Source organism: Streptomyces sp. NPDC048338 (genome assembly GCF_043201055.1).
Lineage (GTDB): Bacteria > Actinomycetota > Actinomycetes > Streptomycetales > Streptomycetaceae > Streptomyces.
Map to the genome: position 1 here is coordinate 147,649 of NZ_JBICYQ010000017.1, position 26,430 is coordinate 174,078.

Sequence of the window (26,430 nt, forward strand, 5' to 3'; positions counted from 1 at the left end):
GCCCGTACCTTCCCCGAACAATCCGCCGACGGACGCCTTACCCGCGCCGGGCACCGTGAGGCGCCATGAACAGTTCATCGACCGAGGCGCCCGGACTCCTGTACCGGAGCGGGCGCTGGTGCGCGCGCCGCGCCTGGCACGTGGTGACCCTCTGGGTCCTCCTCCTGCTCGCCCTCGGGGCGGCCGACCGCGCCTGGGGCGGGGCCTTCGCGGACAGCTTCTCCCTGCCGGGCACCCGTACCCAGACCGGCGCCGACCTGCTCCAGGCACACACCGGTACGGCCGGCGGCACGGCCTCGTCCGTCGTGCTGCGCTCCGAGCGGGGCGCCGTCACCGGACACCGGGCGGCGATCGAGGCGACCGTCCGGGACCTGGAACGCCTGCCGGACGTCCTGTCGGTGGCCGACCCGCTCACCACCCCGGGAGCGGTCTCCGCCGACGGAGCCGTCGCCGAGATCACGGTCCGCTTCCGCGACAACCCGGCGAGCTTCGACCCCTCCTACCTCGCCGGGGTCGACAGCGCCGTCCGGCCGCTGCGCGCCGACCACGTCACCGTCGAGTACGGCGCCCCGCTCGGGCAGCTCGCGACACCGCGTTCCGCCGACCGGGCGTCGGAGGCGATCGGTCTGGGCGTCGCCGTGCTCGTGCTGCTGATCGGTTTCGGCAGCGTCCTGGCCACCGCCCTGCCGCTCCTCACTGCCGTGCTCGGTCTCGCCGTCGCCCTGGCCGGACTCGGGCTGCTCGCCGGACCCGTCGACTTCGCCCAGGCGGCCCCCACCCTGGCGGCGATGATGGGCCTGGGCGTCGGCATCGACTACGCGCTCTTCCTCGCCACCCGGTACCGGGCCATGCTCCAGGCGGGCACGGAACCCGACGAGGCCGTCGGACGCGCGGTCGCCACCAGCGGCCGGGCCGTGCTCGTCGCCGCCGCCACCGTCGCCCTGGCCCTGGGCGGGCTCGGGGTGTCCGGGGTCGGCTTCATCGGCACCCTCGGCCTGGCGGCCGGGCTCGGCGTCGTGGTCGCCGCGGCCGCTTCCGTGACCCTGACCCCCGCGCTGCTGGGTCTGATCGGCGACCGCATCGACCGCCTCCACGTGCGGCGGCCGGTCGCCGAGCCCACCGGCGCGTCGGACGTGTGGCACCGCTGGGCGCTCCGGGTGAGCCGGCGCCCCTGGCTCTGGCTGACCGCCGGGGCGCTGCTGCTCGGCCTCCTGTCGGTGCCGGTCGCCTCCCTGCGCCTGGGCCACGTCGACGCCGGGGCACAGCCCACCGACCGGACCGACCGCCGTGCCTACGACCTGATCACGGAGGGCTTCGGCCCCGGCGCCAACGGCCCGCTCACCGTCGTCGTCCAGCTCGACAGCCGGCTGATCGCCGACGGTGCCGGACGCCGCGCGCTCGGGGCCTCGGTCCAGCGGGAGCTGGGCGACGTGCCCGGCGTCGCCTCCGTCACGCCGCCGGCCCCCAGCGGCGACGGGGTGCTGCTCGTCACCGAGGTGACCCCCACCACGGGACCGCAGGAAGCGGCCACCACCGAACTGATCCACACCCTTCAGGACACGACGGTCCCCCGGATGCTGGCGGGCACCGGGGCGACGGGCTATGTCACGGGCGTGACCGCCTCGGCACAGACCTTCACCGACACGCTCGTCACGCAACTGCCCCTGATCATCGGTGTGGTGGTCGCCGGCGCGTTCCTGCTCCTGCTCGTCGTGTTCCGCAGTCCGCTGATCGCGCTGAAGGCCGCCCTGCTCAACCTGCTGTCCCTGTGCGCCGCCTACGGCGTGGTCGTCGCGGTGTTCTCCTGGGGCTGGGGCGGGGCGCTGTTCGGCGTCACCGAGAAGGTGCCCGTCGAGTCGTACGTGCCGATGATGATGTTCGCGATCGTCTTCGGGCTCTCGATGGACTACGAGGTCTTCCTGCTCTCCCGCATCCGCGAGTCGTGGCTGCGGGAGCGGGACGACCACCTGGCCGTCGTCACCGGACTCGCCGCCACGGCCCGGGTCATCACCTGCGCCGCGCTGATCATGACGAGCGTCTTCCTGGCGTTCCTGCTCTCGTCGAACGTCGCCGTGAAGATGCTGGCGCTCGGGCTCGGCGTCAGCGTCGTCCTCGACGCCACGGTGGTCCGCCTGCTGCTGGTGCCGGCGTCCATGTACCTGCTGGGCCGCGCCAACTGGTGGATCCCGGGGCCGCTCGACCGCCTCCTGCCGCGGCTCGAACCCGAGGGGCCCGCCGCAGGGCACCCGCCGACGGCCGCACCGGTCCTCACGACCGCCCCGGGCGGTGACCGGTGAGGCTCCTCCCGGCGCGGCTCCGCGCGCTCCCGCGCCGCCGTCTGGTCCCGGCGCTCACGGCCGTCGTGGCGGTGCTCGCCGTCGTGGCCGCGGGCGCGGCCGAGTACACGGCCCGCGCCGTGATCCGGGACCGGATCACCCGCGCCGCGCCCGCGCTCGGCGACGACGTGACGGTGTCCACCGCCGGCGACTGGGCCCTGTGGGACCTGGCCCGGCGGACCATCCCGAGCCTCCGGGTCAGCAGCGACGACGCGGCGTTCGGGCCGCTCCCCCGGGTCGGCGTCCGGGTACGGCTGGACGGGGTGCGCCTGGCGGGTGAGCCCGCCGTGAGCGGCAGCCGCGCCCAGGTGACGGTGCCGACGGAGTCGCTCGCCGCCGCCCTGCGCGCCGCCGCGCCGTCGGTCCAGGTGTCCGGGGTCGCCACCGATCCGGCGCGGGGCACCGTCCTCGCCGCCGTGGGGCCCGGCGGTGCGGGACTCCTGACGCTGCGTCCCGTGCTCGCGGACGGGAAGGTCACGTTCACCGTCGAGAGCCTCACCGTGTTCGGGCGCTCCGTCCCCACCGGCCGGCTCGGGGCGGGCGGCGGGTTCGGGGTGGACGGCCCCGGATCACGGGCGGGCACGCCGAAGGAGTACCCGCTGGGACTCCGGGCCACCTCGCTGCGGGTCCGGCCGGACGGCCTGCACGTCGACCTCGCGGGCGGGCCGAGCCGACTGCCCGCCGCAGCATGACGGTACGGCGGCACCGGGAACGCTCCCCGGTGCCGCCGTACCGTGCCGGACGATCAGGCGCCGATCGGTCCCAGCATGCCTTCGCGCAGGCGCTGCAGGTTGCGCGAGAGGAGCCGGGAGACGTGCATCTGGGAGATGCCCAGCTCCTTGCCGATCTCGGACTGCGTCATCTCCTCGACGAACCGCAGGTGCAGGATGCGGCGGGCCCGCTCGTCGAGCTGGACGAGCAGCGGGGCCAGGGTGTGGAAGTCCTCGAAAAGTTCGAGCGCCGGGTCCTCGACGCCGATGAAGTCGGCGAGCGCGGCGTCGCCGTCCTCGGCGTCGCCGCCGCCCACGACGGCGTCCAGCGAGGAGGAGTTGTAGCCGTTGGAGGCGAGCCGGGCCTCGATCACCTCGTCCTCGGAGAGGTTCATCAGGGCCGCCAGCTCCGCCACACGGGGCGCGCGGCCGAGCCGGGAGCTCAGCTCCTCGGTCGCCTTGGCCAGCTCCACCCGGGCCTCCTGCAGCCGGCGCGGCACGTGGACCGCCCAGGAGGTGTCGCGGAAGAAGCGCTTGATCTCGCCCACGATGTACGGGACGGCGAAGCTGGTGAACTCCACCTCACGGGAGAGGTCGAAGCGGTCGATCGCCTTGATGAGGCCGATGGTGCCGACCTGGACGATGTCCTCCATGTCGTCACCGCGGCCGCGGAAGCGACCCGCCGCGTAGCGCACGAGCGACATGTTCATCTCGATCAGGGTGTTGCGGGCGTACTGGTACTCGTGGGTCCCCTCCTCCAGTACCGCCAGTTCGTCGAAGAACACCTTCGACAGCTCGCGTGCGTCCGTAGGGGCGACCTTGCGGGGAGCCTCGACCAGCGGCAGGTTGCCCACCCGCGCCTCCGCACCGGCCCTCGTCTGCGTCGTCACCGTAGTCGGCACTTCGATGCCCTCCCTTGCCCCTCGACAACTGTTCCTGCCCCGTGGAGGCGTCGCCTACCCCCACTTCCGCGACCCATGCCGACGAATCCCGAACAATTTTTCTCCGGGTCCGCCCCGCCTCGCGAGACGCGGTCGGAATCCGTGGGCGTGCGGTTCACACCAGCGCCAGGCGCGCCCTGACGCGCTTGCCCGACGGCAGCGGCTCCACGCTCACGCTCTCGCACACGGCCACGACGATCTCGACACCGTGCTGACCGACGCGCGCCGGGTCGTGGCCGCGGGGCACCGGTGACGCCTCACGCCCGTCGAACACCGAGATCTCCACGGCCTCCGCGAAGAGCTCCAGCAGGACCCGGCAGGGACCCGGGGCGTGCCGCACCACGTTCGTGACCAGCTCACTGACCACCAGGCGGGCCAGATCGATGCGCTCGCCGGTCACCGCGTGACCGGCGGCCGACGCGGCGGACAGGAATCCGGCGGCGAAGTCGCGTGCCGACGCGATCATGTCGTCGGTTCCGTCGTACGTGACGCTCGCCGACCGGGCCGGTCGTCGGGTCCTGTTCTCCGCGGCGATCGCGTCCGTCATCGACGCCTCTCCTCCTCACACGGCATTCTGTGTGTCGTCTCGTCCTGCGCATTTTCCCCCAGGCACGCGTTCCACACCGCCTGTATCCGAAGACGCGGACATCGGGGAAGGTACGCGGTCGGTTCTCTCCTCCGCCGCGAAGATAGGGTGGATGGGCGGGAAAGGCGACCCGTGGGCCCGGATCGACACGGAGGGAGTCCATCGGCCATGGACGAGAACCCCGACCCGTCCCGGCGGACGCCGGAGGAGACGACGCGGTCCGCCCGGGAGCTCATCGAGCTGCTCGAGGTGCTGTGGGAGCGCGGCAGGGACACCGTGTCGCCCACGCCCGTCTCGGCCTCCCAGCTGCGGGTCCTGTACAGCCTGGACCGCGAGGAAGGGATCAACCTCCGCGCCCTGGGCGAACTGCTCGGCTCCGCGCCTCCGTCGGTGAGCCGGATGTGCGACCGGCTGGAGGCGCTCGGGTTCGTGCAGCGGCTGCCGAGCCCGGTGAGCCGGCGGCAGCTCGAACTGCATCTGACCGGTCCGGGCAAGGCGTATCTGCGCGATCTGCGGGTCCAGCGGGAGGAGTCCCTCCTGGGCGTCATCACCGCCATGTCGCCGACGACCCGCAAGGCGCTGCTGCGGGGGCTGACGGGATTCCAGGAGGCGTGGGAGAAGGCCGGGCACTCGCCACGGCCGGGCCGGCCGCTCAAGGACGCCCGATCGGCCTGACCGCGGCCGGTCGCCCGTGCCAGTCGAGGCAGACCACGAGGGCGTCGTCGTCCAGGGGTGTGTCGCCGTGGTGGGCGGCGAGTTCGCGCAGCAGGGCCGCGGGCACCTGGGTGGGCGGCAGGAGCGTCGTCGCCGTGAGCGCGCGGGCCAGCGCCCGCCGGCCGTAGCTCTCGCCGACCGGCGAGTGCGCGTCGTACACACCGTCGCTGCCGAAGAGCAGCCGGTCCCCCGGCAGGACCGAGAAGCGCTCGACGACGTAGTCCGTCTCCTCGAACATGCCCAGCGGGAGCTGGGCCTCGAAGAGGACGGACTCGACGGACCGGTCCCGCAGGCGCCACAGGCGGGGCGACCCGGCGTCGACGACCTCGACCTCACCCGTGTCGAGGTCGAAGCGCAGCAGCAGGACGGCGACATGGGCGGCGCCCCGGTACCGCCCGTACACGGCCTGGTCCGCGAGGGCCGCCTGGTCGGCGAGGCCGAGGCCGGCGCGGCGGGCGTTGCGCAGGGCGTGGACGGCGAGGTTGCTCAGGAGGGCGGCCTCGATGCCCTCCCCCATGCCGTTGGTGACGGTCAGCGTCAGGTGGTCGGCGGAGACCGACCAGTCGTAGTTGTCGCCGAAGATCGCGTAGGCGGGTTCCAGGTGCGCGCCGAGCTCGAACTCGGGCCGGGCGCAGGCCCGCCCGGGCAGCAGCTGCCACTGCATCTCGGCGGCGAGGGTCAGCCGGGTGGCCCGCCGGGCCAGCGCGTACAGGTCGGTGTCCCGCTCGGCGACGAGGATCTCGTGACCGAGCGCCTCGGCGATGCGCAGCAGTTCCGGCAGCAGGGGCCGGGGGTCCCGCTCGGGCGGCAGGGTCACCGTCAGGACGCCCATCCGGTCCCCGCGGACGGTGACCGGGAGGTGTACCAAGACGGCGTCGGCGTGCCGGGTGACGTGCGGCTCCTGCGAGCCGAAGGCACGTCCCTGCGGGCTGTCGTGGACGGCCACGGGGGCGTCGGCGTCCGGCGTGGGGGGCACCAGCTGCAGGGACCGCAGGCCGTAGTCGACCAGTCGCAGTTCCGCGAGCCGCGCTCCGTAGTGCTTCCGCAGGGCGTCCTGCACGACCGTCGGCAGGAGGTGCGGTGCGGCCTCGCGCAGGGCCAGTTCGACGGCGGCGATCTCGTCCACGTGCTGGTCTCTTCCTCTTCTCGGCTGACGGACCCCTGCCGCGCGGCCCCGGATGCCGGGCCGCGCGGCGGAGGTCGGCTATCTCGCGCCGCCGGCCGCGGTGAGCGCCTGCTCCACGTCGGCGTGGAGCGGGGTCGTCGTGGTCAGTCCGGTGATCTCCAGGATGCGCCGTACGGCGGGAGTCGGCGCGACGAGGTGGATGTCGCCCCGCGCGTCCCTCGCCGACCGCCCCGCCCTGATCAGGACGTTCAGTCCGGAGGAGTCCATGAACTCGAGCGAGGACAGGTCGAGGACGACGTGGTGACGGCCGTGCAGGATCTGGTCGGCCAGATGCTGGTGGAGGAGGTCGGCCGTCTCGATGTCGAGCTCGCCGCCTACGGACAGCACCGCCGTGTCCGCGCCGCGAATGGCCACCTCGACGTCCAGGTTCACTGCTCGCTCGGGCATACTCCCTGCTTTCTGTGGATGGAGATCTACCGACGCGCCTACCCCGTCAGGAGACACGCACGCCGATCAGGCAGGTGTCGTCGTCGGTGTCGGACCTGCTGTGGGTCAGCAGCGCGTCCAGACGGGCTTCGAGGCCGTCCGCCGGCGCCTTCGCGGCGGCCAGGAGGTGGGCCAGGGACTCGTGCACGGAGGTGTCCCGGCGCTCGACGAGGCCGTCGGTGTACATGAGGATCGTGTCCTCGGCCTCCAGCCGGCACTCCGCCTCCTCGTACTCCGCCTCGGCGAGTGCGCCCAGGAGGAGCCCGCGGAGCATCGGGAGCGTGCTCGCCTCCTCGCCGCGCACCAGCACCGGCGGGAGGTGCCCGGCCCGGGCCCAGCGCAGGACGCGGGTCTCGGGATCGAACACGCCGCAGACGGCGGTGGCCGTCACCTGCTCGGTGAGGTGGTGCGCGACGATGTTGAGCCAGGAGAGCAGCTGTCCCGGGCCCGCCCCGGTCACCGCGAGGCCGCGCAGGGCGTTGCGCAGGACGACCATGCCGGTGGCGGCCTCGATGCCGTGGCCGGCGATGTCGCCGACGCACAGCAGGATCTTCTTGGAGGGGAGCACGACGGCGTCGTACCAGTCGCCTCCGACGAGGGACTCCGTCTCGGCCGGCCGGTAGCGCACCGCGACGTCCAGTCCGGGGGCGTCGAGCGGGGCCCGGGTGGGCGGCATGATGGCGTGCTGCAGCTGGAGGGCCAGGCGGTTGCGCTCGGCCGACTCCTGCTCCGTGACGGCGAGCTGGTCGCGGGTGGCCGCCAGGGCGACCTCGGTCCAGTGCTGTGCGGAGATGTCCTGGTAGGCGCCCCGTACGGCGAGGAGCGCGTCGTCGGGGTCGAGGACGGGTTCGGCGATCACCCGGATGTGCCGGGTCACGCCGTCCGGGCGGAGCAGCCGGAAGGCCGTCGAGGTCGCCCGTCTGTGGTGCAGGACGGCCTGCAGGAAGCGGCCGATGGCGACGGAGTCGTCCGGATGGGCGTGGGCGGCGAGGTCCCGCAGCGAGACCGGGGTCTCCCGGGGGTCCCTGCCGTACAGGTCGAAGAGCTGGCTGTTCCAGGTGATCTCGCCGGTCAGCACGTGCTCCTCGAAGCCGCCGATGCGGCCGAGGCGCTGGGCGTGCTGGAGCAGGCTCGCGAGGCGTGCGGTCTCGTCCTCGATGCGCCAGATGAGGAGGACGCTGTCGCCGTGCCGGCTGATGCTCAGGTCGGCGACGGACGCCAGCGGCACCTGGTCCACGAGGGCCGTCACCCGGGCCCGCCGGGCGCGGAACGGCTCGCCGGTGGCGTAGACGCGCTCGACCCGTTCGAACAGCTCGCCCTCGCCGGCCGCCGCGGGGTACGCCTCCAGGAGCAGCGCGCCGTCGACGGCGCTCCTGGGGCGGCCGGCGGGGTCCTGGAAGTGCTCGTTGGCGTGCCGGATCCGGAAGTCCTTGAGGCGGCCCTCCGGATCCAGGTACGGCGTGAGGACGAGTGCGGGGTCGTAGAGCCCGCCGGCGAGGTCCACGAGCTCGGACACGCCGGTCGCGGGGCGCGGGACGACGGCGACCGGCGGGGCGGAGACGCTCTCCAGCGTGTGTCCGCACAGTTCGGCCAGAGCCTCGATCTGGCGCTCCACCGCCTGCGGCTGGGGCGGGAGCGGCCGGGGCCAGCAGATCTCCAGGACGCCGTGTATCCGGCCGCCGGTGCCGGCGGGTACGGCCACCCGGGCGCCGTCGGGGTGACGCGTGTGCCCGATCGAGGGGATGCCGGCGGCTTCGAGCGAGGAGAACCATTCGGTGCGGCGCCCGGTGAGCGCCTGGCGGGCGACCGTGGCCACGCCCGGCGGGACGTAGCGCCAGCGCTCGGACTCCTCGGCTCCGAAGCCGGCGTGGCCGCAGAGCGTCAGCGAGGCGTCGGGGCCGACGGTCCAGACGGCGACGGCGGTGGCTCCCAGAGGTGCGAGGGCGTGTTCCAGGAGGGATTCGGCGACGGACTGGGTGTCCCCGGCGTTGAGCGCGGCGCTCTCTGCCGTGCGCAGGCGCACGGCGACCGACGCGTCGGGGGCGTCGTCCGTGCCGGACTCGCCGACGGCCCGCCGGACGAAGTCGTCGGCGACCTCCGCGACCTGGTCGCGGGCGGCCTGGTTGACGATGTCGGCGGCCAGTTCCAGCTGCGACAGCCCGGCCTGGGCGGCGAGTTCGGCGAGCTGGCGCGCCGCCTGCGCCGGGCCGCACCGCAGGCGTTCGACGAGGACGCCCTTGGCCAGTTCGATCAGGGCGCGCCCGTCGGCCGCGGCGTGCGCCGCCTTCACCTCTCCGCGCAGCCGTTCCACCGTCGCGGCCAGCCGCCCGACGGTGTCGCCGTACGGGGCGTCGGCGGACTCCCGGCCGGGCGCCGGGCCGTCGGGCCGGCCGGTGGCCGGAGCGGGAACGGCGCGGTCCGGTACGGGGACGTCGACGGCCCGCCCCGCGGACGGCTCGATGCCCAGGGGGCCGGCGCCGCCTGCCGGGCCGGTCGGGGCCGAGGCCCCGTCGGGGCCGGCGGCGGTGGCGCCGCCGTGCTGGTGGGGTGCGCTCATGGCGCGGGACTCCTCGGATGCGACGGCCTGGGGCCGCGGACGGACGGGACGGGATACGGGGCGGGCGGCGCCCCGCGGGCTATCCGTCGCGCAGCCACCGCCGGATGCAGTCGATGAGGTCGTCGGCGTCGACCGGCTTGGTGACGTAGTCGCTGGCCCCGGACGCCAGGCTCTTCTCCCGGTCGCCGGGCATGGCCTTGGCGGTGACCGCGATGATCGGCAGGCCGGCGTGGGCGGGCATCTGGCGGATCGTCGCGGTCGCCGTGTACCCGTCCATCTCGGGCATCATCACGTCCATCAGGATCAGGTCGATGTCCGGGTGGGCGGCGAGCGCGTCGATCCCCTTGCGGCCGTTCTCCGCGTGCAGGACCTCGATGCCGTGCAGCTCCAGGATGCCGCTCAGGGCGTACAGGTTGCGGGCGTCGTCGTCGACGACGAGGACGGTGCGGCCGTGCAGGCCGGGGTCGACGGTCCGCGGGGCGGGGACGCGCTGCTCCGCGCCGAGGAGCGGCACGACGTCGCCCGGCTGGTCGGCGGACAGGTGCAGGGCGATCCGTTCACGCAGTTCGTCGAGGCTGGAGATGAGTTCCAGCGGGCGCTGCTCGGCCCGCTTCTGGAGGGCTCGTTCGTGGGCGGCGGCGAGCCGCCGGTTGTTGTGGGCGAGGACCGGGACGCCGCGCAGTGCCGGGTCCCCGTCGACGGCGTCCAGGAAGTTCAGGGCCTCGCCCTCGGCCATGTCGACCTCGAGGACGACGCAGTGGAAGGTCCGGGTGGCCAGGGCGGTCGCGGCCTCCTGCGGACCGACGGCCGCGACGACCTCGATGTCCTCGCGGTCCTGCGGGCCGCGGCCGGAGCCGAGTTCGGCGACGGCGTTCTCGGCGACGAGGGACAGCAGGCCGCGCGGACGCTCCTCGATCACGAGGAGGCGCCGCGGCTGACGCTCCGGCGCCGGTACGGGCGCGGTGGCGCGGGCCGGGGTGTCCGCCTGGTCCGCCGGCGCTCCGGCGGCGTCGCGGTCGGGGTGCTCGTGGGCCGACTCCTCCTGGAAGTCGGCACGGGCCACGGGCAGGTAGAGCGTGAAGGTGCTGCCCTCGCCGGGCTCGCTCTCGGCGGTCAGGGCGCCGCCGAGCAGGTGGACGATCTCGCGGCTGATGGACAGGCCGAGTCCGGTGCCGCCGTACTTGCGGTTGGTCGTGCCGTCCGCCTGCTGGAAGGCGCCGAAGATGGCCTCCAGGTGCTGTGCGGCGATGCCGATGCCGGTGTCCTTGACCCGGAAGGCCACCACCGCGCCGCCGCGGTGGACCGTGCCGGGCAGCTCGTCGTCGGCGGCCGGCTCGATGCGCAGCTCGACGCCGCCGCGTTCGGTGAACTTGACGGCGTTGGACAGCAGGTTGCGCAGGACCTGCTTCAGCCGCGAGTCGTCGGTGAACAGGTCGACGGGCACGCCGGGCGCGGTGGAGATCGTGAAGGCGAGGCTCTGCTGGGTGGTGAGCGGCCGGAACGTCGCCTCGACGTAGTCGAGGAGCTGGCGCAGGGAGACCCGCTCCGGGTTGAGGTCCATCTTGCCGGCCTCGACCTTCGACAGGTCGAGGATGTCGTTGATCAGCTGCAGGAGGTCGGATCCGGCCGAGTGGATGATGCCGGCGTACTCGACCTGCTTGGCCGTGAGGTTGCGGGTCGGGTTCTGGGCGAGCAACTGGGCCAGGATGAGCAGGCTGTTGAGCGGGGTGCGCAGCTCGTGGCTCATGTTCGCCAGGAACTCGGACTTGTACTTCGAGGCCAGCGAGAGCTGCTGGGCACGCTCCTCCAGCTCCTGGCGGGCCTGCTCGATCTCCAGGTTCTTGGCCTCGATGTCGCGGTTCTGGGTGGCCAGCAGGGCGGCCTTGTCCTCCAGTTCGGCGTTCGAGCGCTGCAACTCCTCCTGCTGCACCTGGAGTTCCTCGGAGCGCGCCCGCAGCTCGTCGGCCAGCCGCTGGGACTCGCCGAGGAGTTCGTCGGTACGCGCGTTGGCGACGATCGTGCTGACGTTGACGCCGACGGTCTCCATCAGCTGGGCGAGGAAGTCCCGGTGCACGGAGGTGAACGGGGTGAAGGAGATCAGCTCGATGACGCCGAGGACCTGGTCCTCGACGACGATCGGCAGCACGACCAGGCTGCCGCGGGTGGTCCGCCCGAGGCCGGAGGAGATGGAGACGTAGTCGCCGGGCACGTTCTCGGCGGCGATGACCCGGCGGCTGCGGGCTGCCTGTCCGACGAGCGACTCCCCCAGCCGGAACCGGCTGTGGCCGGCGCTGTCGGCGGGGCGGCCGTAGGAGCCGACGAGGACGAGCTCGGTGCCGTCCTCTCCCTCCTGCGCGAGGTAGAAGGCGCCGTACTGGGCGGAGACGAGCGGGGTCAGCTCGTCCATGACGAGCTCGGCGACGACGGCCAGGTCGCGGTGGCCCTGCATCAGTTCGGAGATCCGGGTCAGGCTGGACTTGAGCCAGTCCTGCTCCTGGTTGGCCCGGGTCGTCTCGCGGAGCGAGCCGACCATCGAGTTGATGTTGTCCTTGAGCTCGGCGACCTCGCCCGAGGCGTCGACGGTGATGGAGCGGGTCAGGTCGCCCTCGGCGACGGCGCTGGCGACCTCGGCGATGGCCCGGACCTGCCGGGTGAGGTTGCCGGCGAGCTCGTTCACGTTCTCGGTGAGCCGCTTCCACGTGCCGGAGACGCCCTCGACCTCGGCCTGGCCGCCGAGGCGGCCCTCGCTGCCGACCTCGCGGGCGACCCGGGTGACCTCGGCGGCGAACGAGGACAGCTGGTCGACCATGGTGTTGATCGTGGTCTTCAGCTCCAGGATCTCGCCCTGGGCGTCCACGTCGATCTTCTTCGACAGGTCGCCGTTGGCGACGGCGGTGGTGACCTGGGCGATGTTGCGGACCTGGCCGGTGAGGTTGTTCGCCATGGAGTTGACGTTGTCGGTCAGGTCCTTCCAGGTGCCGGCGACGTTCGGCACCCGGGCCTGGCCGCCGAGACGGCCCTCGGTGCCGACCTCGCGCGCGACGCGGGTCACCTCGTCGGCGAACGCCGACAGGGTGTCCACCATCGTGTTGATGGTGTCGGCGAGCGCGGCGACCTCGCCCTTCGCCTCCACGGTGATCCGGCGCGACAGGTCGCCCCGGGCGACGGCGGTGGCGACCTGGGCGATCGAGCGGACCTGGCCGGTGAGGTTGGACGCCATCACGTTGACGTTGTCGGTCAGGTCCTTCCAGGTGCCCGAGGCGCCACGGACGGTGGCCTGGCCGCCCAGGTTGCCCTCGGTGCCGACCTCGCGGGCCACGCGGGTCACCTCGTCGGCGAACGCCGACAGCTGGTCGACCATCGTGTTGATGGTGTTCTTCAGCTCGCGGATCTCCCCGCGGGCGTCCACGTCGACCTTCTGCGAGAGGTCGCCCTTGGCCACCGCGGTGGCGACGTGCGCGATGGAGCGGACCTGGGCGGTGAGGTTGCCGGCCATGGAGTTGACCGAGTCGGTCAGGTCGCGCCAGGTGCCGGACACGCCCTTCACGTCCGCCTGACCACCGAGGATGCCCTCCGTGCCGACGTCCCGGGCCATGCGGGTGACCTCGTCGGCGAACGCCGACAGCTGGTCGACCATCGTGTTGATGGTGTTCTTGAGTTCCAGGATCTCGCCGCGGGCGTCCACGTCGATCTTCTGGGACAGGTCGCCCTTGGCGACGGCCGTGGCGACCTGGGCGATGTCACGCACCTGCGTCGTGAGGTTGCCGGCCATCGCGTTCACCGAGTCGGTGAGGTCCGCCCAGGTGCCCGAGACCCCGGGCACCTCGGCCTGGCCGCCGAGCGTGCCCTCGGTGCCGACCTCGCGGGCCACCCGGGTCACCTCGGAGGTGAAGAGCGACAACTGGTCGACCATGCCGTTGAAGACGCTGGAGATCTCGCCCATGAGGCCGCTCGCCTCGTCGGGCAGCCGGGTGCCGAAGTCCCCGTCCCGGACGGCGGTGAGGCCGGCCAGGAGCTGTCGCAGCTCCGGCTCGCTCACGGCTGCGGCTCTCCGCCGGCGTGGCGCGGCGGAACTCTCGATCGTCGTCTCGGACATGGCTCATCCTCGCTGGTTAGCCGGGCACCTGCCAAGGGGCTCGGCTGCCGACGGCCCCAGGTCCGGCCGTCACCCCTCGCGTACGTCTCCGGCCTCGCGACCGTTGCCGTACGACAATCGACAGGAGCCTACTCCCCCGTGATCGCCGGAGGGGAACGGCGGCGGATCAAGCGGCCGGAAACCTCCGGTCAGCACGCTGTTTCCCGGGCATCCGGCCGTGACGACGTGGCGGGAGTCACGTCCCCGCGCGACGGCATGCGTCCGGGAAACCGGGGTAGGCGGCGCACCGAGCCGGGCGGTCGGCGCCCTGGCGGCGAGGAGAGATCCACTGTGCTGATGGCCCATCCCGTGGTGCTGAGCAAGCTGGTCGAGGAGTACGAGGCGCTGAGCGTGCTGCACGCGGAGAACGGCAGCGCCCAGGTGCGTCGGCGCGTGGAGGACCTCGCTTACACGCTGTGTGTCTCCACCGGTACCAGGGACGTCGACACGGCGCTGATCGCCGCCCGCCACCGGCTGCCGGGAGCGCGTCCCGAGGACGACTCGGTCCTGATGGCCTGAAGTGGTCCGACCCGCGCCGGGGAGGGGCGCGGGCCGCTCCCCGGGACGCCCCGAAGGCGCCTGCCGGCACGTGGCCGGCAGGCGCCTTCGTCGTGCCAGGGGTCAGGAGGCCGGGACCTCGTCGACGAAGGCCGTGCCGGCACTTCGCAGGCCGGCGACCTTCGCGGCCACCTGGGCCGGCGTGAGGACCTGGTCCTTGACGTGCAGGACGTAGTCGACCTGCTGGTCGTAGGCGCGCGGGGTGGTCGAGGTCTGGCCGTTCAGGTCGATCAGCCACTGGTTGAAGTTGATCGACATGGGCCGCTCGGGCAGGTACTGGGCGCCGTGGGTGCCGAACTGCTGCCCGTCGATGTAGTAGGTGATCGCGTCGTTGTCGATGGTCACGACGAGGTCGTGCCAGCCGGCGAAGCTCGTCCGGCTCTCGCTGTGCTGGTTGACGGCCTGCCAGGGGTCGGGGTTGTAGGTCTCCCACGAGGTCGTGTAGAGGATGTTGGCGGGCTCGCCCCAGCCGCCGTTGGGCAGGTACTCGAAGTCGTACTCGGCGTAGTCGTCGGCCATCGGCGCCTTGAGGTCGTTGATGGTGAAGAAGGTCTGGACGAGGTGGTCGCCGTCCGGTCCGGACACCGGCGCGTCCGAGAACCTGACCCGGGCCGCGTAGGTGCCGTTGCGGAACTTCGTCGCCCGGGTGAGGACCTCGGTGTGCCGGGTGGACTCGCCCGTGCCGGCGGTGGACGTCCGCAGGTTCATCACCTTGTTGCCGCCCTGGTCCACGAAGGTGACCTTCGAGGGGTCCCAGACGGCGCCGGGCACGCCCGGGCCGCCGGAGTTGGAGCGGACGCTCCAGCCGTGCGCCGCGATGGCGGGGTCCGTGTGCGCGGTGTAGCTGAAGTCGTCGAACAGGGTCTGCCCGCCGCCCGGCGGGTCGGTCGGGTCCGTGGGGTCGGTCGGATCCGTCGGGTCGTTGCCCTCGGGGGCGACGCCCCAGACCGTCGTGCCGTTCACCTGTGCGGTGACCTTGGCCCAGTCGGCGTACGCGGTCTGGCCGCCGCCGAAGGAGTAGTCGTCGCTCTGCTTCAGCGGCTGCCAGGTGGACTGGTGGAAGCGCAGCTGCATGTCGCCGGTGTCGGCGCCGGGCGCGAGCGTTCCCGCCCCCGGGGTGAACCCGATCTCCAGGTAGCGGTCGGCGGTGGCGGTGGGGTGGTCGAGGGTGCCGAAGGTGCCGGTGACGGAGGAGCAGCCGCGGACGGCCCACGAGCAGGCGAAGCGGTAGGCGGCGCCCGGGGAGTCCGCCTTGAAGTAGTAGCGGACCTTGACCTGGCTCAACTGGACGGTGGCGGAGCCCGTGTTGCGGACCTTGAACCACGGTTCGCTCTGGTCGGCGGTGGCCCCGCCGGCGCTGGTGCGGTACTGGACGGCCAGGCCGTCGGCGGCGGCCGAGGCGGTGGTGACGGGCAGGGTGGCCAGCGCGGCGCTGCCCACGAGGGCGGTCAGGGCGAGGGCCGCGCGGGTGCGGCGGCCGAGGGGGCGAGTGCTCATCCGTGTCCTTTCGTTGGCTCCCGCTCGGTGCGGGAGGACGGCAGTGGGTGGTGCACGGCGGATCGCCGGGGGGGGTGGGGCCGGAGGCGACGGGCGCACGGGCGCGCGGAGGCCGGCCGGGGTCACACGGGCGTGGGCACGGCGGCGTCCGGTGGCACGGCGTGCGGGACGCCGAGCGCGTCCAGCCGGGCGCGGTGCCCGGTGAGCCGGGCGGCGAAGTCCGGCCAGTCGGCCGTGGTCCCCCAGGCCCGCTCGGCGAGCGCGCACAGACGGGGGAAGCTCAGGTACTCGATGTGCGCGGGCGTGGTGACGAACTCGGTCCACAACTGGCCCTGCGCGCCGAGGATCCGCTCGGCCAGGTGCGGTTCGGCGGCCGGGGGCGTGAGGTCCATGTCGTGCACGGTGCGCAGGCCGACGATCACACCCGGCTGGGCGGCGGGTTCGCGGGGGTCGTCGCTGCGCGCGTAGTCGAGGTAGGTGGCGCGGTGGTCGGCGTAGACGACCTGGTGCCCGCGGCGGGCGGCCGCCCAGGCGTGCGCGGGTTCGCGCCAGCTCATCACCGTGCACTCCAGGGGCAGCGTGGTCCCGGTCTCGGCCCAGGCGACGGGTCGCCGGCCGGCCCGGACCACGTGCTCGGCGATGCGCGCCAGGAACCAGCCGTGCAGGGCGCGGGGGCCGGACAGCCCCTCGCGCGCGGCGCGGGCCAGGGCGGCCGGGCTCCGCTCCCACTCGGTGGTGGGGCACTCGTCGCCGCCGATGTGGACGTGGGCGGAGGGGAAGAGGTCCATCACCTCGTCCAGGACCGTGCGGAAGAAGTCGAGGACGTGGTCGCCGACGCCGAGCACGTCGGTGCACACGCCCCACCGCGTCCAGACGTCGAGCCGCCGTTCGGGGCGGTTGCCCAGGGCGGGGTACGCGGCGAGGGCGGCGCGGGCGTGGCCGGGTACCCCGACCTCCGGCAGCACGGTCACGCCGCGGGCGGCGGCGTACCCGACGAGGCCGGCGAGTTCGGCCCGGGTGTACGAGCCGCCGTGCGGCCGGCCGTCGAAGCGCTCGCTGCCCGCCGGCCCGACCATCGACTCGGCCCGCCGGCCGCCGACCTCGGTGAGCCGCGGGTGGGCGGCCACCGGCATCCGCCAGCCCTGGTCGTCGGTGAGGTGGAGGTGGAGCACGTTCAGCTTGTGCAGGGCCAGGAGGTCGACGTAGCGGCGGAGGTAGGAGACCGGCTGGAAGTGGCGGGCGACGTCGAGCATGGCGCCGCGCCAGGGCCGGTGCGGAACGTCCGTGATCTCCACACCGGGCAGCTCCCAGTGGTCCGCGCCGCGGAGCTCGCCGGACAGGGCCTCGTAGGGCAGCAGTTGGCGGAGGGTCTGGACGCCGCGCAGCATGCCCGTCGGCCGGGCCGCGCGGAGCAGGACCCCGTGCGGCCCGACGGTCAGTCCGTACCCCTCCTCACCGAGGCCGGCCAGGGTGGGGTCGACGGCGAGGACGAACGTGCCGTCCTCGGCGTGTTCGGGGCGGAGCCCGGTGAGCGGTTCGAGGTAGTCGCGCAGCAGGGCGGCGGCGGGTTCGGCACCGGGGGTGACGCGGAGCCGGGTGCCGGCGTCGATGCGGAACCGGCCGGGGCGCGGGGAGAGTTTGCCGGGGCGGGGTACCAGGGCGAGTTCGGGGCGTGGCAGGTCCACGGGACGGGTCTCCGGTGATCGGCGGGGCGCGGGACGGACGGCGGGGCGCGGCTCAGCCCTTGACTCCTCCGGACGCGAGGCCCGAGGTCACGTGGCGCTGCAGGGCGAGGAAGACGATCAGCGCGGGCAGGGCGAAGAGCGTGGAGGCGGCCATGGTGGCGCCCCAGTCGGTGCCGAAGGTCGACTGGAAGGAGGAGAGCCAGACCGGCAGGGTGCGGCTGTCCTGCTGTTTGATGATCAGGAAGTTGGCGTAGGTGAACTCGTTCCAGGCGGTGATGAACCCGAACAGGGAGGTGGCCATGAGGCCGGGCGCGAGGAGCGGGAAGGCGATCCTGCGGAACGCGCCCACCCGGGTGCAGCCGTCGACCTGCGCCGCCTCCTCGAGTTCGGGCGGGATGCCGGCGATGAAGCCGCGGAGCACCACCACGGTGAACGGCAGGGTGATCATGAAGTAGACGAGGGTCAGCGTGGGCAGCCGGTCGAGCATGCCGGTGTCGCGGGAGATGATGTAGACGGGGATGATCAGCGACTCCCACGGCGCCATCTGGGCGATGAAGACCGCCAGCATGAACTGCCGCCGGCCGCGCCACCGCAGCCGGGCCACGGCGTAGGCGGCGCCCACGGCGACGAGGAGCGCGAGGAGGACGGCGCTCAGCGTGACCAGGATGCTGTTGCGCCAGAAGAGGCCGAAGCCGTCCGCGTCGACGGCCCGCCGGAAGTGGTCGAGCGTCCACTCCCGGGGCAGCAGCCGGGGTTCGTAGGACTGGATGTCGCGGGAGGGCCGGAGCGCGGTGGCGACCATCCAGTACACGGGGAAGAGGCAGAGCACCACGGTCGCGGTGGCGGCGGTCCACAGCGGGAGCCGTCGGACCGCGCGCCGGACGGCGGCCCGGCGGGAGGAGGGGTGGTGGGCGGGGTGCGGGGTCCCGGAGGCCACGGGGGCACCGGTGGTGGAAGCGGCGCTCACAGGTTCTCGCCCTCCTGACGGAACAACTGGCGGAAGTAGAGGACCAGCACGCCGCTCATCAGCAGGACCGTGAGCATCGAGGCGGCGGAGCCGAGGTCGTACCGCTGCTGGGAGAGTGCCGTCTGCACGGCGTACACCGGCAGGATGGTGGTGGCGTCGCCCGGGCCGCCGCGGGTCATCACCCAGATCTGGACGAAGGCCTTGAAGGTCCAGATGACCTCCAGCGACACCACGAGCATGAAGATCGGCCGGAGCAGGGGGAAGGTCACCGAGCGGAAGATCCGGGCGGCGCCGGCGCCGTCCATCCGCGCCGACTCGTACAGCTCGGCCGGGACGGTGGTCAGGGCCGAGTAGAGGGTGATCGCCGCGAACGGGACGGACTGCCACACGACGAGGACGACGACGATGGCGAACGCGGCGCCCTCGTGGGCGAACCAGGCGTAGCCCTCGAAGGAGTCGAGGCCGAGACCGGTGAGAGTCTCGTTGACGATGCCGAACTCGGAGTGGAACAGCCACTGGAAGACGGTGGTGGCGGCCACCACGGGAACCGCCCAGACCAGCACCAGGGAACTGAGGACCGTCGTCCTGCCGATCCGGCCCAGCCGCTCGATCATCAGGGCGACCAGCGTGGCGAGGACCATGATGACGACCACGTTGACCGCCATGAACACGAAGGTGCGCCGTACGACCTCCCAGAAGCGGGGGTCGGCCAGCAGGGTGCGGTAGTTGCGCAGCCCCACGAACTCGGCGTCGCCCAGGATGAGCTGGCGCAGCCGGAAGTCCTGCAGCGAGATGAGGATCGCGCGGGCGAGCGGATAGAGCAGCAGGTAGAGCATGCCCAGGACGGCCGGGGCGATGAGCAGGTAGGGCCAGGGCGATCCGCCGCTCGTACGGTGCGGGGCGGCGGTCCCGGCGGGGCGCCGTGCCGGGCGGCGGGTTGCGGAGCGGGGCGCGATCCGCTCTCGGACGGTCGACACGGCGCCTCCTCGTCTCGGACGGTCGGGGGACGGCGGGGGCGGGGTCAGGAGCCGCTGTTCAGGGTGGTGGTGATGGTCCGCGACGCCGTGGCGGCCGCGGACCCGGCGTCACGGCCGGTGAGCACGGCCGTCATGTAGTCCTTGATCGGGTTCTTGGCCTCGACGGCGGCCCACTGGGGCGTGTTGGGCGTGGCGTGGCCGTTGGCCGCGCCGACCGCCATCGCCGCGGCGCCCGGGTCGGCGGACACGGCGCCGGCCAGGGTGGTCCGGTTGGGCACGTAGCTCATGGTCAGTGCGAGCTTCTTCTGCCAGGTGTCGCCGGTGAGTTCGCGGAGGAAGGTGAGCGCCTCCTTCTGGTGCGCGGCGACGGCGGGCACGACCAGGTCGGAGCCGCCGGTGAAGACGGCGCCCGGGGTGTCCGCGGTCTTCCCGGGGATGGGGAAGAAGCCGAGCTTGCCCTTGAGTTCGGGGTTGTTCTGGGTGACGACGGCGGCGCCTCCCGGGGCGGCGATGATCTGGGCGATCTGCCCCTTGGCCATCACCTCGGCCTGGGGCGGCTGCGACTCGTCGGAGTCCTTGGGGCCCTTGCCGAGCGCCTGGAGCCGCTGGTAGAAGGCCATGGCCCGCAGGGCCTCGGGGCTGTCGAGGCCGCCCTTCCAGCCGCCGCCCTCCCGGACGGCGAGGTCGCCGCCCTCGTCCCAGACGAAGCCGGCCAGGGCGTACCAGTTCTGGCCGGGCAGGTAGATGCCCTGGGTGCCGCCCCGGTTGAGCTTCTCGGTGGCCGCGATCCACTGGTCGCGTGTCTTGATGGTGGTGGCGTCGACCCCGGCCTTCCGGAAGAGGTCGGTGCGGTACACGACCACGCGGTTGGCGGCGTAGTACGGGATGCCGTACTGCTTCCCGTCGTACGCGCCCGGCTCCGCGAGGCCCTTCAGCCAGGTGTCCCCGCCGAGCTCGGCGACCTTGTCGGTGAAGTCGGTCAGACCGCCGCTCTGGGCGTACTGGGCGACCTGGGTGTTGCCCACCTCGATGACGTCGGGCGCGTCGTTGCTGGCCAGTGCGGCGGTGACCTTCTCGCCGATGCCGTCCCACTCCTGGATCTGGATCTTCACGTCGATCTCGGGGTGGGCCTTCTCGAAGCCCGCCTCGAACTCCTTCTGGAAGGCGTCCGAGACGCTGTCCCGCATCAGCCAGACGTCGAGGACGGTCCTGCCGGAGGCGGCGTCGTCGGACGAACCGCCCGACGAGGAGCATGCGATGAGCCCGCTGCTCAGCAGCATGGCGCCGAGCAGAGCCGGGGAGCGGTACTTCACGGTTCACCTCTGGGGCTGGGGACGGACGGCACACGGAGCACGACACGACACACGACCACCCCGCTTGACCAGTTGCCTGCCAGGGGTTTACCAGTCGGTGCGGGATGAAAATGGCATGGACCAATCGCGGCGTCAACCCTCCGGCACAGAAAGGGACTTCACCCTCATAGCTCCCGCGCGACCGCGAGCAGGGACAGGTAAGCGCACACTGGTCGCCTGACCAGCAGACCAGTTATGATGACCAGTGCCCGTGTCGCCGACGAACGAGAGCCCCGCATGGAGATCGACGCCGCCGCCTCCGGTGCGGTACTCAAGCGCGAGCGCGTCCGGGACGCGATCCTCGAACTCGTCGAGGCACGCCGCCCCGGCGACGCCATCCCTTCCGAACGGGTGCTCAGCGCCGAACTGGGCGTCTCCCGGCCCACCTTGCGCGCGGCGGTCGACGAACTCGTCGTCGCGGGGCTGCTGGTGCGCGAGCACGGCCGGGGCATGTTCGTGGCCGCCGAGAAGATCACCCAGGAACTGGTCTCGGACCGGCACGCCTTCAGCCTGCCGCAGGCCGGCGGGGTGTGGACCAGTCGGCTGCTGGAGTTCCGCACGCTGCCCGCGGGCGCCCGGGTGGGCCGCAAGCTGCGGATCTCACCGGCGGCGGAGATCCGGTACGTGGCGCGGCTGCGGCTGGTCGACGGCTCGCCGATGGCCATCGAGTACCTGCACGTGCGCGCCGACCTCGTCCCCGACCTGACCAGTGACGAACTGGAGCAGGGCGACCTGTACGAGCACCTGCGCGACCGGCACGACGTGCAGGTCAGCGAGGCGGTGCAGTCGATCGAGCCGACGGTGGTGACACGCGCCGAGGCCGACCTGCTCGACGTGCCCGAACTCTCCCCCGCGCTGCTCTTCGAGCGCCTCACCACCGACACCCGCAACCGGCCGGTGGAGTACGTGCACTCGCTCTACCGGGGCGACCGCTACCGCATCGTGTCCCGCCTCGCGCTGGGCCCCCGCGCCGAGGCCCCGGCGCCGAGCGAGGGGCATCACCCGGGCATCCCGCCGGGCGACTTCACCGGCGGCGATCCCGTCACGTTCTCGACGCGCGGGGTCGTCCAGCACGGCATGTGAGTCACGGGGCGGCGGACGACCCGACCCGGGGCGGACGGACGTCCGCCCCGCCGGAACGGTCCCCGGCTCCCCCGTGCGCCGAGGACCGGCCGCGGAGCCCCACCCCGCGACCGGCCCCGTCGTCCGGCCTCCGGGTCCGGGTCCTACTGGGCCATCTCGTACGCCCCCGAGAGGGCCTCGACCCGCTGCCAGACCCGCTCGGACCGCGCCTCGTCGACGACCGGGCGCCGGACCGAGCCCAGCGCCCACAGCTGCTGCTGCTCGGTCGCGGAGTCCTTGCCGTGCAGTTCGACGGCGTGCGCGGAGAAGTCGCGGACGAGGACGGCGAACAGTTCGTCGAGGACGTCCTCGTCGAGGCCGGTCAGGTCCGCCTGCTCCAGGACCAGCTGGCCGTGGACGACGAGCGCGAAGAGCTGGCCGACCGCGAGGAGCAGGTCGAGGTCGCGGCTCTGCTTCTCGTCGGGAGCGGCCGTGGTGACGAACTCGCAGAGCGCGTCGGCCTGTTCACGGAACCGGGCGACGTTGGGCAGGTGGGCGAAGGTGTCGTAGGCGGTGCGCCAGTCGTGGAAGCGCACCGATCCCAGGCCGCGGGCCGGACCCTGGCGGAAGAGGAACGTGTCGTCGGCCGCGTCCAGGCGGGTCGGGACCGGCTCGTAGGCGACGGGCTCCAGCAGGTGGTTGCGCATGAACTTCAGGATCAGCGCCAGGTTGACGTGGACCGTGCCCTCCAGCTTCGGCAGCCCGCGGATCTCCACGGCGGCCTGGGCGAAGTAGTTGTCCTTCTCGAACCCCTTGGCCGCGATGACGTCCCACATCAGGTCGATGACCTTCTCGCCCTCCGTGGTCACCTTCATCTTCGTCATCGGGTTGAAGAGGAGGTAGCGACGGTCGTCGGGACCGGCGGAGCGGAAGTAGTCCACGGCCCGGTCGCTGAAGAGCTTCATGCCGACGAGGCGGACGTAGGCGTCGGTCAGCTCCCGGCGCACGTGCGGGAACGCGGTGACGGGACGGCCGTAGAGGATGCGGTTGTGCGCGTGGGTGACGGCCTCGTACATCGCGTGCTCGCAGATGCCGATGGAGGCGGTGCACAGGTTGAACTTGCCGACGTTGACCGTGTTGAGGGCGGCGTCGAAGGCGGCGCGGCCGGTGTGCAGGACGTCCTCGGCGGCCACGGGGTAGTCCTCGAGCCGGAACTCGCTGACGTACTTCGACGAGTCGACGACGTTCTTGACCAGATGGTACGCCGGGTGGCGGCTGTCGGCGGCGAAGAAGACGTAGCCGTCGGGGCCTTCCACGTCGGTGCGGCGGCCGAAGACGGAGACGAGTCCGGCGGCGTTGCCGTTGCCGATGTAGTACTTGGAGCCGGTGGCGCGGAAGCCGCCGTCGGCGCCGGGCTCCAGGAGCATGTCCGTGGAGTAGATGTCGGCGCCGTGGGACTTCTCCGACAGGCCGAAGGCGAACACCTCGCCCTGCGCGAGGAGTTCGGCGGCGCGGCCGCGCGCGGCGGCATTGTCGCTCTGCCAGACCGGGCCGAGGCCGAGGATGGTGACCTGCCAGGCGTACCAGTAGTCGAGTCCGTAGAAGCCGAGGATCTCGTTGAGCGCGGCGATCCGGGCGGTGTCCCAGCGCCCGTCCTGCCCGTCCCCCTCGGACGACGGGGTCAGGAAGGTCGCGAACAGCCCTTCCTTGGCGGCGAAGGCGAGGAAGTCCCCGAGCCAGGCCCGGGTCCGGTAGTCCTCGATCAGCTGTCGCTTGCCGCGCTCCTCGAACCAGTCGACGGTGGCGCGCAGCAGCCGGCGGGTCTCCGGATCGAAGTGCGCGGGGTCGTAGGTGCGCGGGTTGAACAGCAGCGGGTCGGTCATGGTTGCCGCCTTTCGACTGGAGGATGGAAGGAGTGGGAGGTACGGGCTGAGCGGTACGGCCGGTCAGTGTCCGGGACCGAACCGGCCGAGGGTGGCGAGGACGTCGTCGAGCCAGGCGAGCATCATGCGTTCGTACGCGATGCCTCCGCGCAGGACGGCGTGCTGGAGTTCGCGCTCGGGGTCCGGCGCGACGGGTGCGAGGGGCTCGGCGTCCGGCGCGTCGCGGTCGACGGGCCCGGCGTCGAGGGCCCCGGGGGCGGACCCCGGGAAGTCGCGCGCCTCGCCCGCGAGGTAGTGGGCCAGCCGGGCCGCGTGGGCCTGCTTGTGCCGGTCCACCTCGCTCATCAGGGCGGCCGGATCGTCGAAGGCGGCGCCGCGGATCTTGACCGCGAGGTCGTGCCGGACGCTCTCCGGCTCGATCGGTTCGTGCAGCCAGGAGGAGAGGGCGGCCCTGCCGAGGTCGGCGACGGAGTACTCCTTCTTGTCCGGGCGCCCCTGCTGGGGCACGTCCCGGACGTCGACCCAGCCGTCGTTCTCCATGCGCTTGAGCACGCGGTAGATCTGCTGGTGGGTGGCGGTCCAGAAGTACCCGATGGACCGCTCGAACCGGCGGGCCAGCTCGTAGCCGGAACCCGGCTTCTCCAGCAGGGACACGAGGATCGCGTGTTCGAGCGCCATGGCTCCGATCTTGCTATGCAACGAGTTGCATAGACAAGCGTCGGGACTCCGGTGAGACGCGGCTCACCCGGCCGCCCGCACCCCACGACCCCCCGCCGCATCACGCCAGGGCGACCGCGCCCCCGCACGGCGGATCTCGCGCGGAGCCTTGCCACTCCCCTCGGTGCGCCCTATCGTCGCCGCCGGAAAGCGCTTTCTCCGTAAGGGAGTTGGCCGCTCCCCTCTTCGGCGATCCATAGGGAAGAAGAGACAGAAAGCGCTTCCATCGCACGATCGGCATCGAGGTCCTCACAGCTCCTGTTCCCCTGAGGCCCCACCGACCCGGTCGTCGACGAGCGGCACCACCCCTGCCGGACCGACCGGCCCGGCAGGCGACGACCCACCGGGAGACTGTGATGAAACGACGAGGTGTACGACGGCTCCAGGCGGCGCTGGCCACCATGGCCCTCGCCGCCGCCACGGGAGTGCTGCTGACGATGCCGGAGGCGTCCGCGGCGACGGGCAGCGCCACCGGCTACGCGACACAGAACGGCGGCACCACCGGCGGCGCGGGCGGTCAGACCGTGCGGGCCACCACCGGAACGGCCATCCACGCGGCCCTGTGCGGCCGGGCCGGCAGCAGCACCCCGATCACCATCGAGGTCGAGGGGACCATCAACCACGCCAACACCGCCAAGGTGTCGGGCGGCAGCTGCAACACGGCGGACGGCGTGATCGAGCTCAAGCAGATCAGCAACGTCACCATCGTCGGCGTCGGCGGCGGAGCGGTCTTCGACCAGCTCGGCATCCACATCCGCGAGTCCAGCAACATCATCATCCAGAACGTCACCGTACGGAACGTCAAGAAGTCGGGCTCACCCACGTCCAACGGCGGTGACGCCATCGGCATGGAGAGCGACGTACGCAACGTCTGGGTCGACCACGTCACGCTGGAGGCCTCGGGCGGCGAGTCGGAGGGGTACGACGGCCTGTTCGACATGAAGGACAACACGCAGTACGTGACGCTGTCCTACAGCATCCTGCGCAACTCCGGACGCGGCGGGCTCGTCGGATCCAGCGAGACCGAGCTCTCGAACGGCTTCATCACCTACCACCACAACCTGTACGAGAACATCGACTCCCGCGCCCCCCTGCTGCGGGGCGGCATCGCCCACATCTACAACAACCACTACGTGAGCCTCAACGAGTCCGGCATCAACTCCCGGGCCGGGGCGCGCGCCAAGGTGGACAACAACTACTTCGAGGACTCCAAGGACGTCCTCGGCACCTTCTACACGGACGCCGCCGGGTACTGGCAGGTCAGCGGCAACATCTTCGACAACGTGACCTGGTCGGCCCCCGGCACGGACAACAACCCGGCCGGTCCCGACCCCCGGTCGAACACCACGGTGTCCATCCCCTACGCCTACAGCCTCGACGCGGCCTCCTGCGTACCGGACGTCGTGCGCCAGACCGCGGGCTCCGGCACGGGCCTCCGGGTGTCGAACGGCACCTGCTCACCGCAGACGCCGACTCCGACGCCCACTCCGACCGGCCCCACGCCGACGCCCACGAACCCCACTCCGACGCCGACCACGCCGACCCCCGGGCCGACCCCGAGCGGCACGAACCTCAGCATCGGGGCGGGCTCCGACGGCTCCAGCAAGGCGGACGGCACCAGCTACGGCAACGTGCGGGACGGCGACACCGGCACGTACTGGTCGCCGGCCGGTTCGACCGGTTCCGTCTCGATCAAGTGGGGCTCCGCCACCGCGGTCTCGGTGATCGCCATCCGTGAGACCTCGGGCGGGGCGGGCCGCATCGGCGCCTGGCGGGTCCTCAACGGCGACACGGGGGCGGTCCTGACCTCGGGCAACGGCGCCGGCGTCATCACCTTCCCGAAGACCTCGCTGCGCAAGATCACCTTCGAGATCACCGGCTCGACCGGGACGCCGCAGGTCGCCGAGTTCGAGACGTACGCGGGCTAGGGGAGCGTCTTGTCGATCAGGCCGGATCAGCGAGCGGTGTGCTGGGGCTTCGGATCCAAGGCGGAGGAAGAAGTCATGGCGGAGCCATGCCGACTGACGACAACGCCGGAGACGGAGTCGCAGGACGCCGCGAGCCCGGCAAGATCGGCAAGACGCCCCCTAGGGCATGTCCGGGGGCCTCGCCCGGTCCCGCGGAAGGGGGTCCGCCGGCAC

The 26,430-nt window shown here is 72.4% G+C and carries 19 protein-coding genes; 6 read left to right on the forward strand and 13 right to left on the reverse strand.

Features of this window, described 5'->3' with window-relative positions; translation table 11 throughout:
- The first annotated feature begins 65 nt into the window (after positions 1-65).
- Positions 66-2,297 carry an MMPL family transporter gene (locus tag ACGFZF_RS33465; RefSeq protein WP_393560427.1) on the forward strand — a complete coding sequence of 744 codons (2,232 nt, stop codon included), beginning with the start codon at positions 66-68 and terminating at the stop codon, positions 2,295-2,297.
- Positions 2,294-3,028 (forward strand): LmeA family phospholipid-binding protein, encoded by a 735-nt coding sequence (locus tag ACGFZF_RS33470; RefSeq protein ID WP_393560429.1) that lies wholly within the window; start codon positions 2,294-2,296, stop codon positions 3,026-3,028. Before ACGFZF_RS33465 ends, ACGFZF_RS33470 begins: the two co-directional genes overlap by 4 nt.
- Positions 3,029-3,081: 53 nt before the next feature.
- On the opposite strand, the gene ACGFZF_RS33475 is transcribed toward ACGFZF_RS33470, so the two are convergent.
- Both ACGFZF_RS33475 and ACGFZF_RS33480 read right to left on the reverse strand, forming a co-directional pair.
- On the reverse strand, positions 3,082-3,936 hold the full coding sequence (locus ACGFZF_RS33475) for an RNA polymerase sigma factor SigF (protein WP_386545534.1): 855 nt from the start codon (positions 3,934-3,936) through the stop codon (positions 3,082-3,084).
- 166 nt (positions 3,937-4,102) lie between these two features.
- Positions 4,103-4,534 carry an ATP-binding protein gene (locus tag ACGFZF_RS33480; RefSeq protein ID WP_393560432.1) on the reverse strand — a complete coding sequence of 144 codons (432 nt, stop codon included), beginning with the start codon at positions 4,532-4,534 and terminating at the stop codon, positions 4,103-4,105.
- Between the two features lie 207 nt (positions 4,535-4,741).
- On the opposite strand from ACGFZF_RS33480, the gene ACGFZF_RS33485 reads away from it, so the two are divergent.
- Positions 4,742-5,248: a MarR family transcriptional regulator gene (locus ACGFZF_RS33485; RefSeq protein ID WP_356601980.1), complete on the forward strand. Its 507-nt coding sequence runs from the start codon at positions 4,742-4,744 to the stop codon at positions 5,246-5,248.
- On the opposite strand, the gene ACGFZF_RS33490 is transcribed toward ACGFZF_RS33485, so the two are convergent.
- The 4 genes from ACGFZF_RS33490 to ACGFZF_RS33505 all read right to left on the reverse strand — a co-directional run bounded on the left by ACGFZF_RS33490 (position 5,226) and on the right by ACGFZF_RS33505 (position 13,552).
- Complete coding sequence (locus ACGFZF_RS33490) at positions 5,226-6,413, reverse strand: PP2C family protein-serine/threonine phosphatase (RefSeq protein WP_393560434.1); 1,188 nt, start codon at positions 6,411-6,413, stop codon at positions 5,226-5,228. The two genes, ACGFZF_RS33485 and ACGFZF_RS33490, sit on opposite strands and share 23 nt — an antisense overlap.
- A gap of 78 nt (positions 6,414-6,491) precedes the next feature.
- Positions 6,492-6,860, reverse strand: a complete 369-nt coding sequence (locus ACGFZF_RS33495) for an STAS domain-containing protein (RefSeq protein WP_393560436.1) — start codon at positions 6,858-6,860, stop codon at positions 6,492-6,494.
- A gap of 46 nt (positions 6,861-6,906) precedes the next feature.
- Positions 6,907-9,456, reverse strand: a complete 2,550-nt coding sequence (locus ACGFZF_RS33500) for a SpoIIE family protein phosphatase (RefSeq protein WP_393560438.1) — start codon at positions 9,454-9,456, stop codon at positions 6,907-6,909.
- A 79-nt stretch (positions 9,457-9,535) separates the two neighbouring features.
- A complete protein-coding gene (locus tag ACGFZF_RS33505) occupies positions 9,536-13,552 on the reverse strand; it encodes a HAMP domain-containing protein (protein WP_393560440.1) in 4,017 nt (1,338 codons plus the stop codon).
- 330 nt (positions 13,553-13,882) lie between these two features.
- Between ACGFZF_RS33505 and ACGFZF_RS33510 the strand changes: the two genes are divergently transcribed.
- Complete coding sequence (locus tag ACGFZF_RS33510) at positions 13,883-14,110, forward strand: DUF5133 domain-containing protein (RefSeq protein WP_393560442.1); 228 nt, start codon at positions 13,883-13,885, stop codon at positions 14,108-14,110.
- A gap of 102 nt (positions 14,111-14,212) precedes the next feature.
- Here ACGFZF_RS33510 and ACGFZF_RS33515 read toward each other — a convergent pair whose 3' ends face one another.
- The 5 genes from ACGFZF_RS33515 to ACGFZF_RS33535 form a co-directional block, all read right to left on the reverse strand.
- Positions 14,213-15,646, reverse strand: coding sequence for a cellulose binding domain-containing protein (locus ACGFZF_RS33515; protein WP_393560444.1), 1,434 nt, complete (start codon positions 15,644-15,646; stop codon positions 14,213-14,215).
- 122 nt (positions 15,647-15,768) lie between these two features.
- Positions 15,769-17,331, reverse strand: a complete 1,563-nt coding sequence (locus tag ACGFZF_RS33520; RefSeq protein WP_393560446.1) for a beta-N-acetylhexosaminidase — start codon at positions 17,329-17,331, stop codon at positions 15,769-15,771.
- A gap of 52 nt (positions 17,332-17,383) precedes the next feature.
- Positions 17,384-18,268 (reverse strand): carbohydrate ABC transporter permease, encoded by an 885-nt coding sequence (locus ACGFZF_RS33525; RefSeq protein ID WP_393560530.1) that lies wholly within the window; start codon positions 18,266-18,268, stop codon positions 17,384-17,386.
- 26 nt (positions 18,269-18,294) lie between these two features.
- The gene (locus tag ACGFZF_RS33530; RefSeq protein ID WP_393560448.1) at positions 18,295-19,275 is read right to left on the reverse strand and encodes a carbohydrate ABC transporter permease; all 981 of its coding nucleotides are present in this window, start codon (positions 19,273-19,275) and stop codon (positions 18,295-18,297) included.
- 44 nt (positions 19,276-19,319) lie between these two features.
- Positions 19,320-20,588, reverse strand: coding sequence for an extracellular solute-binding protein (locus ACGFZF_RS33535; protein WP_393560450.1), 1,269 nt, complete (start codon positions 20,586-20,588; stop codon positions 19,320-19,322).
- Positions 20,589-20,864: 276 nt separating this feature from the next.
- Between ACGFZF_RS33535 and ACGFZF_RS33540 the strand changes: the two genes are divergently transcribed.
- Entirely contained in the window at positions 20,865-21,710 is an 846-nt protein-coding gene (locus ACGFZF_RS33540) for a GntR family transcriptional regulator (protein ID WP_393560453.1), read from the forward strand.
- Positions 21,711-21,853: 143 nt separating this feature from the next.
- Here ACGFZF_RS33540 and ACGFZF_RS33545 read toward each other — a convergent pair whose 3' ends face one another.
- Entirely contained in the window at positions 21,854-23,572 is a 1,719-nt protein-coding gene (locus tag ACGFZF_RS33545) for an acyl-CoA dehydrogenase family protein (protein WP_393560455.1), read from the reverse strand.
- A 63-nt stretch (positions 23,573-23,635) separates the two neighbouring features.
- Positions 23,636-24,250, reverse strand: coding sequence for a PadR family transcriptional regulator (locus ACGFZF_RS33550; RefSeq protein ID WP_393560457.1), 615 nt, complete (start codon positions 24,248-24,250; stop codon positions 23,636-23,638).
- Between the two features lie 395 nt (positions 24,251-24,645).
- On the opposite strand from ACGFZF_RS33550, the gene ACGFZF_RS33555 reads away from it, so the two are divergent.
- On the forward strand, positions 24,646-26,217 hold the full coding sequence (locus ACGFZF_RS33555) for a polysaccharide lyase family 1 protein (RefSeq protein ID WP_393560460.1): 1,572 nt from the start codon (positions 24,646-24,648) through the stop codon (positions 26,215-26,217).
- Positions 26,218-26,430: the final 213 nt, after the last annotated feature.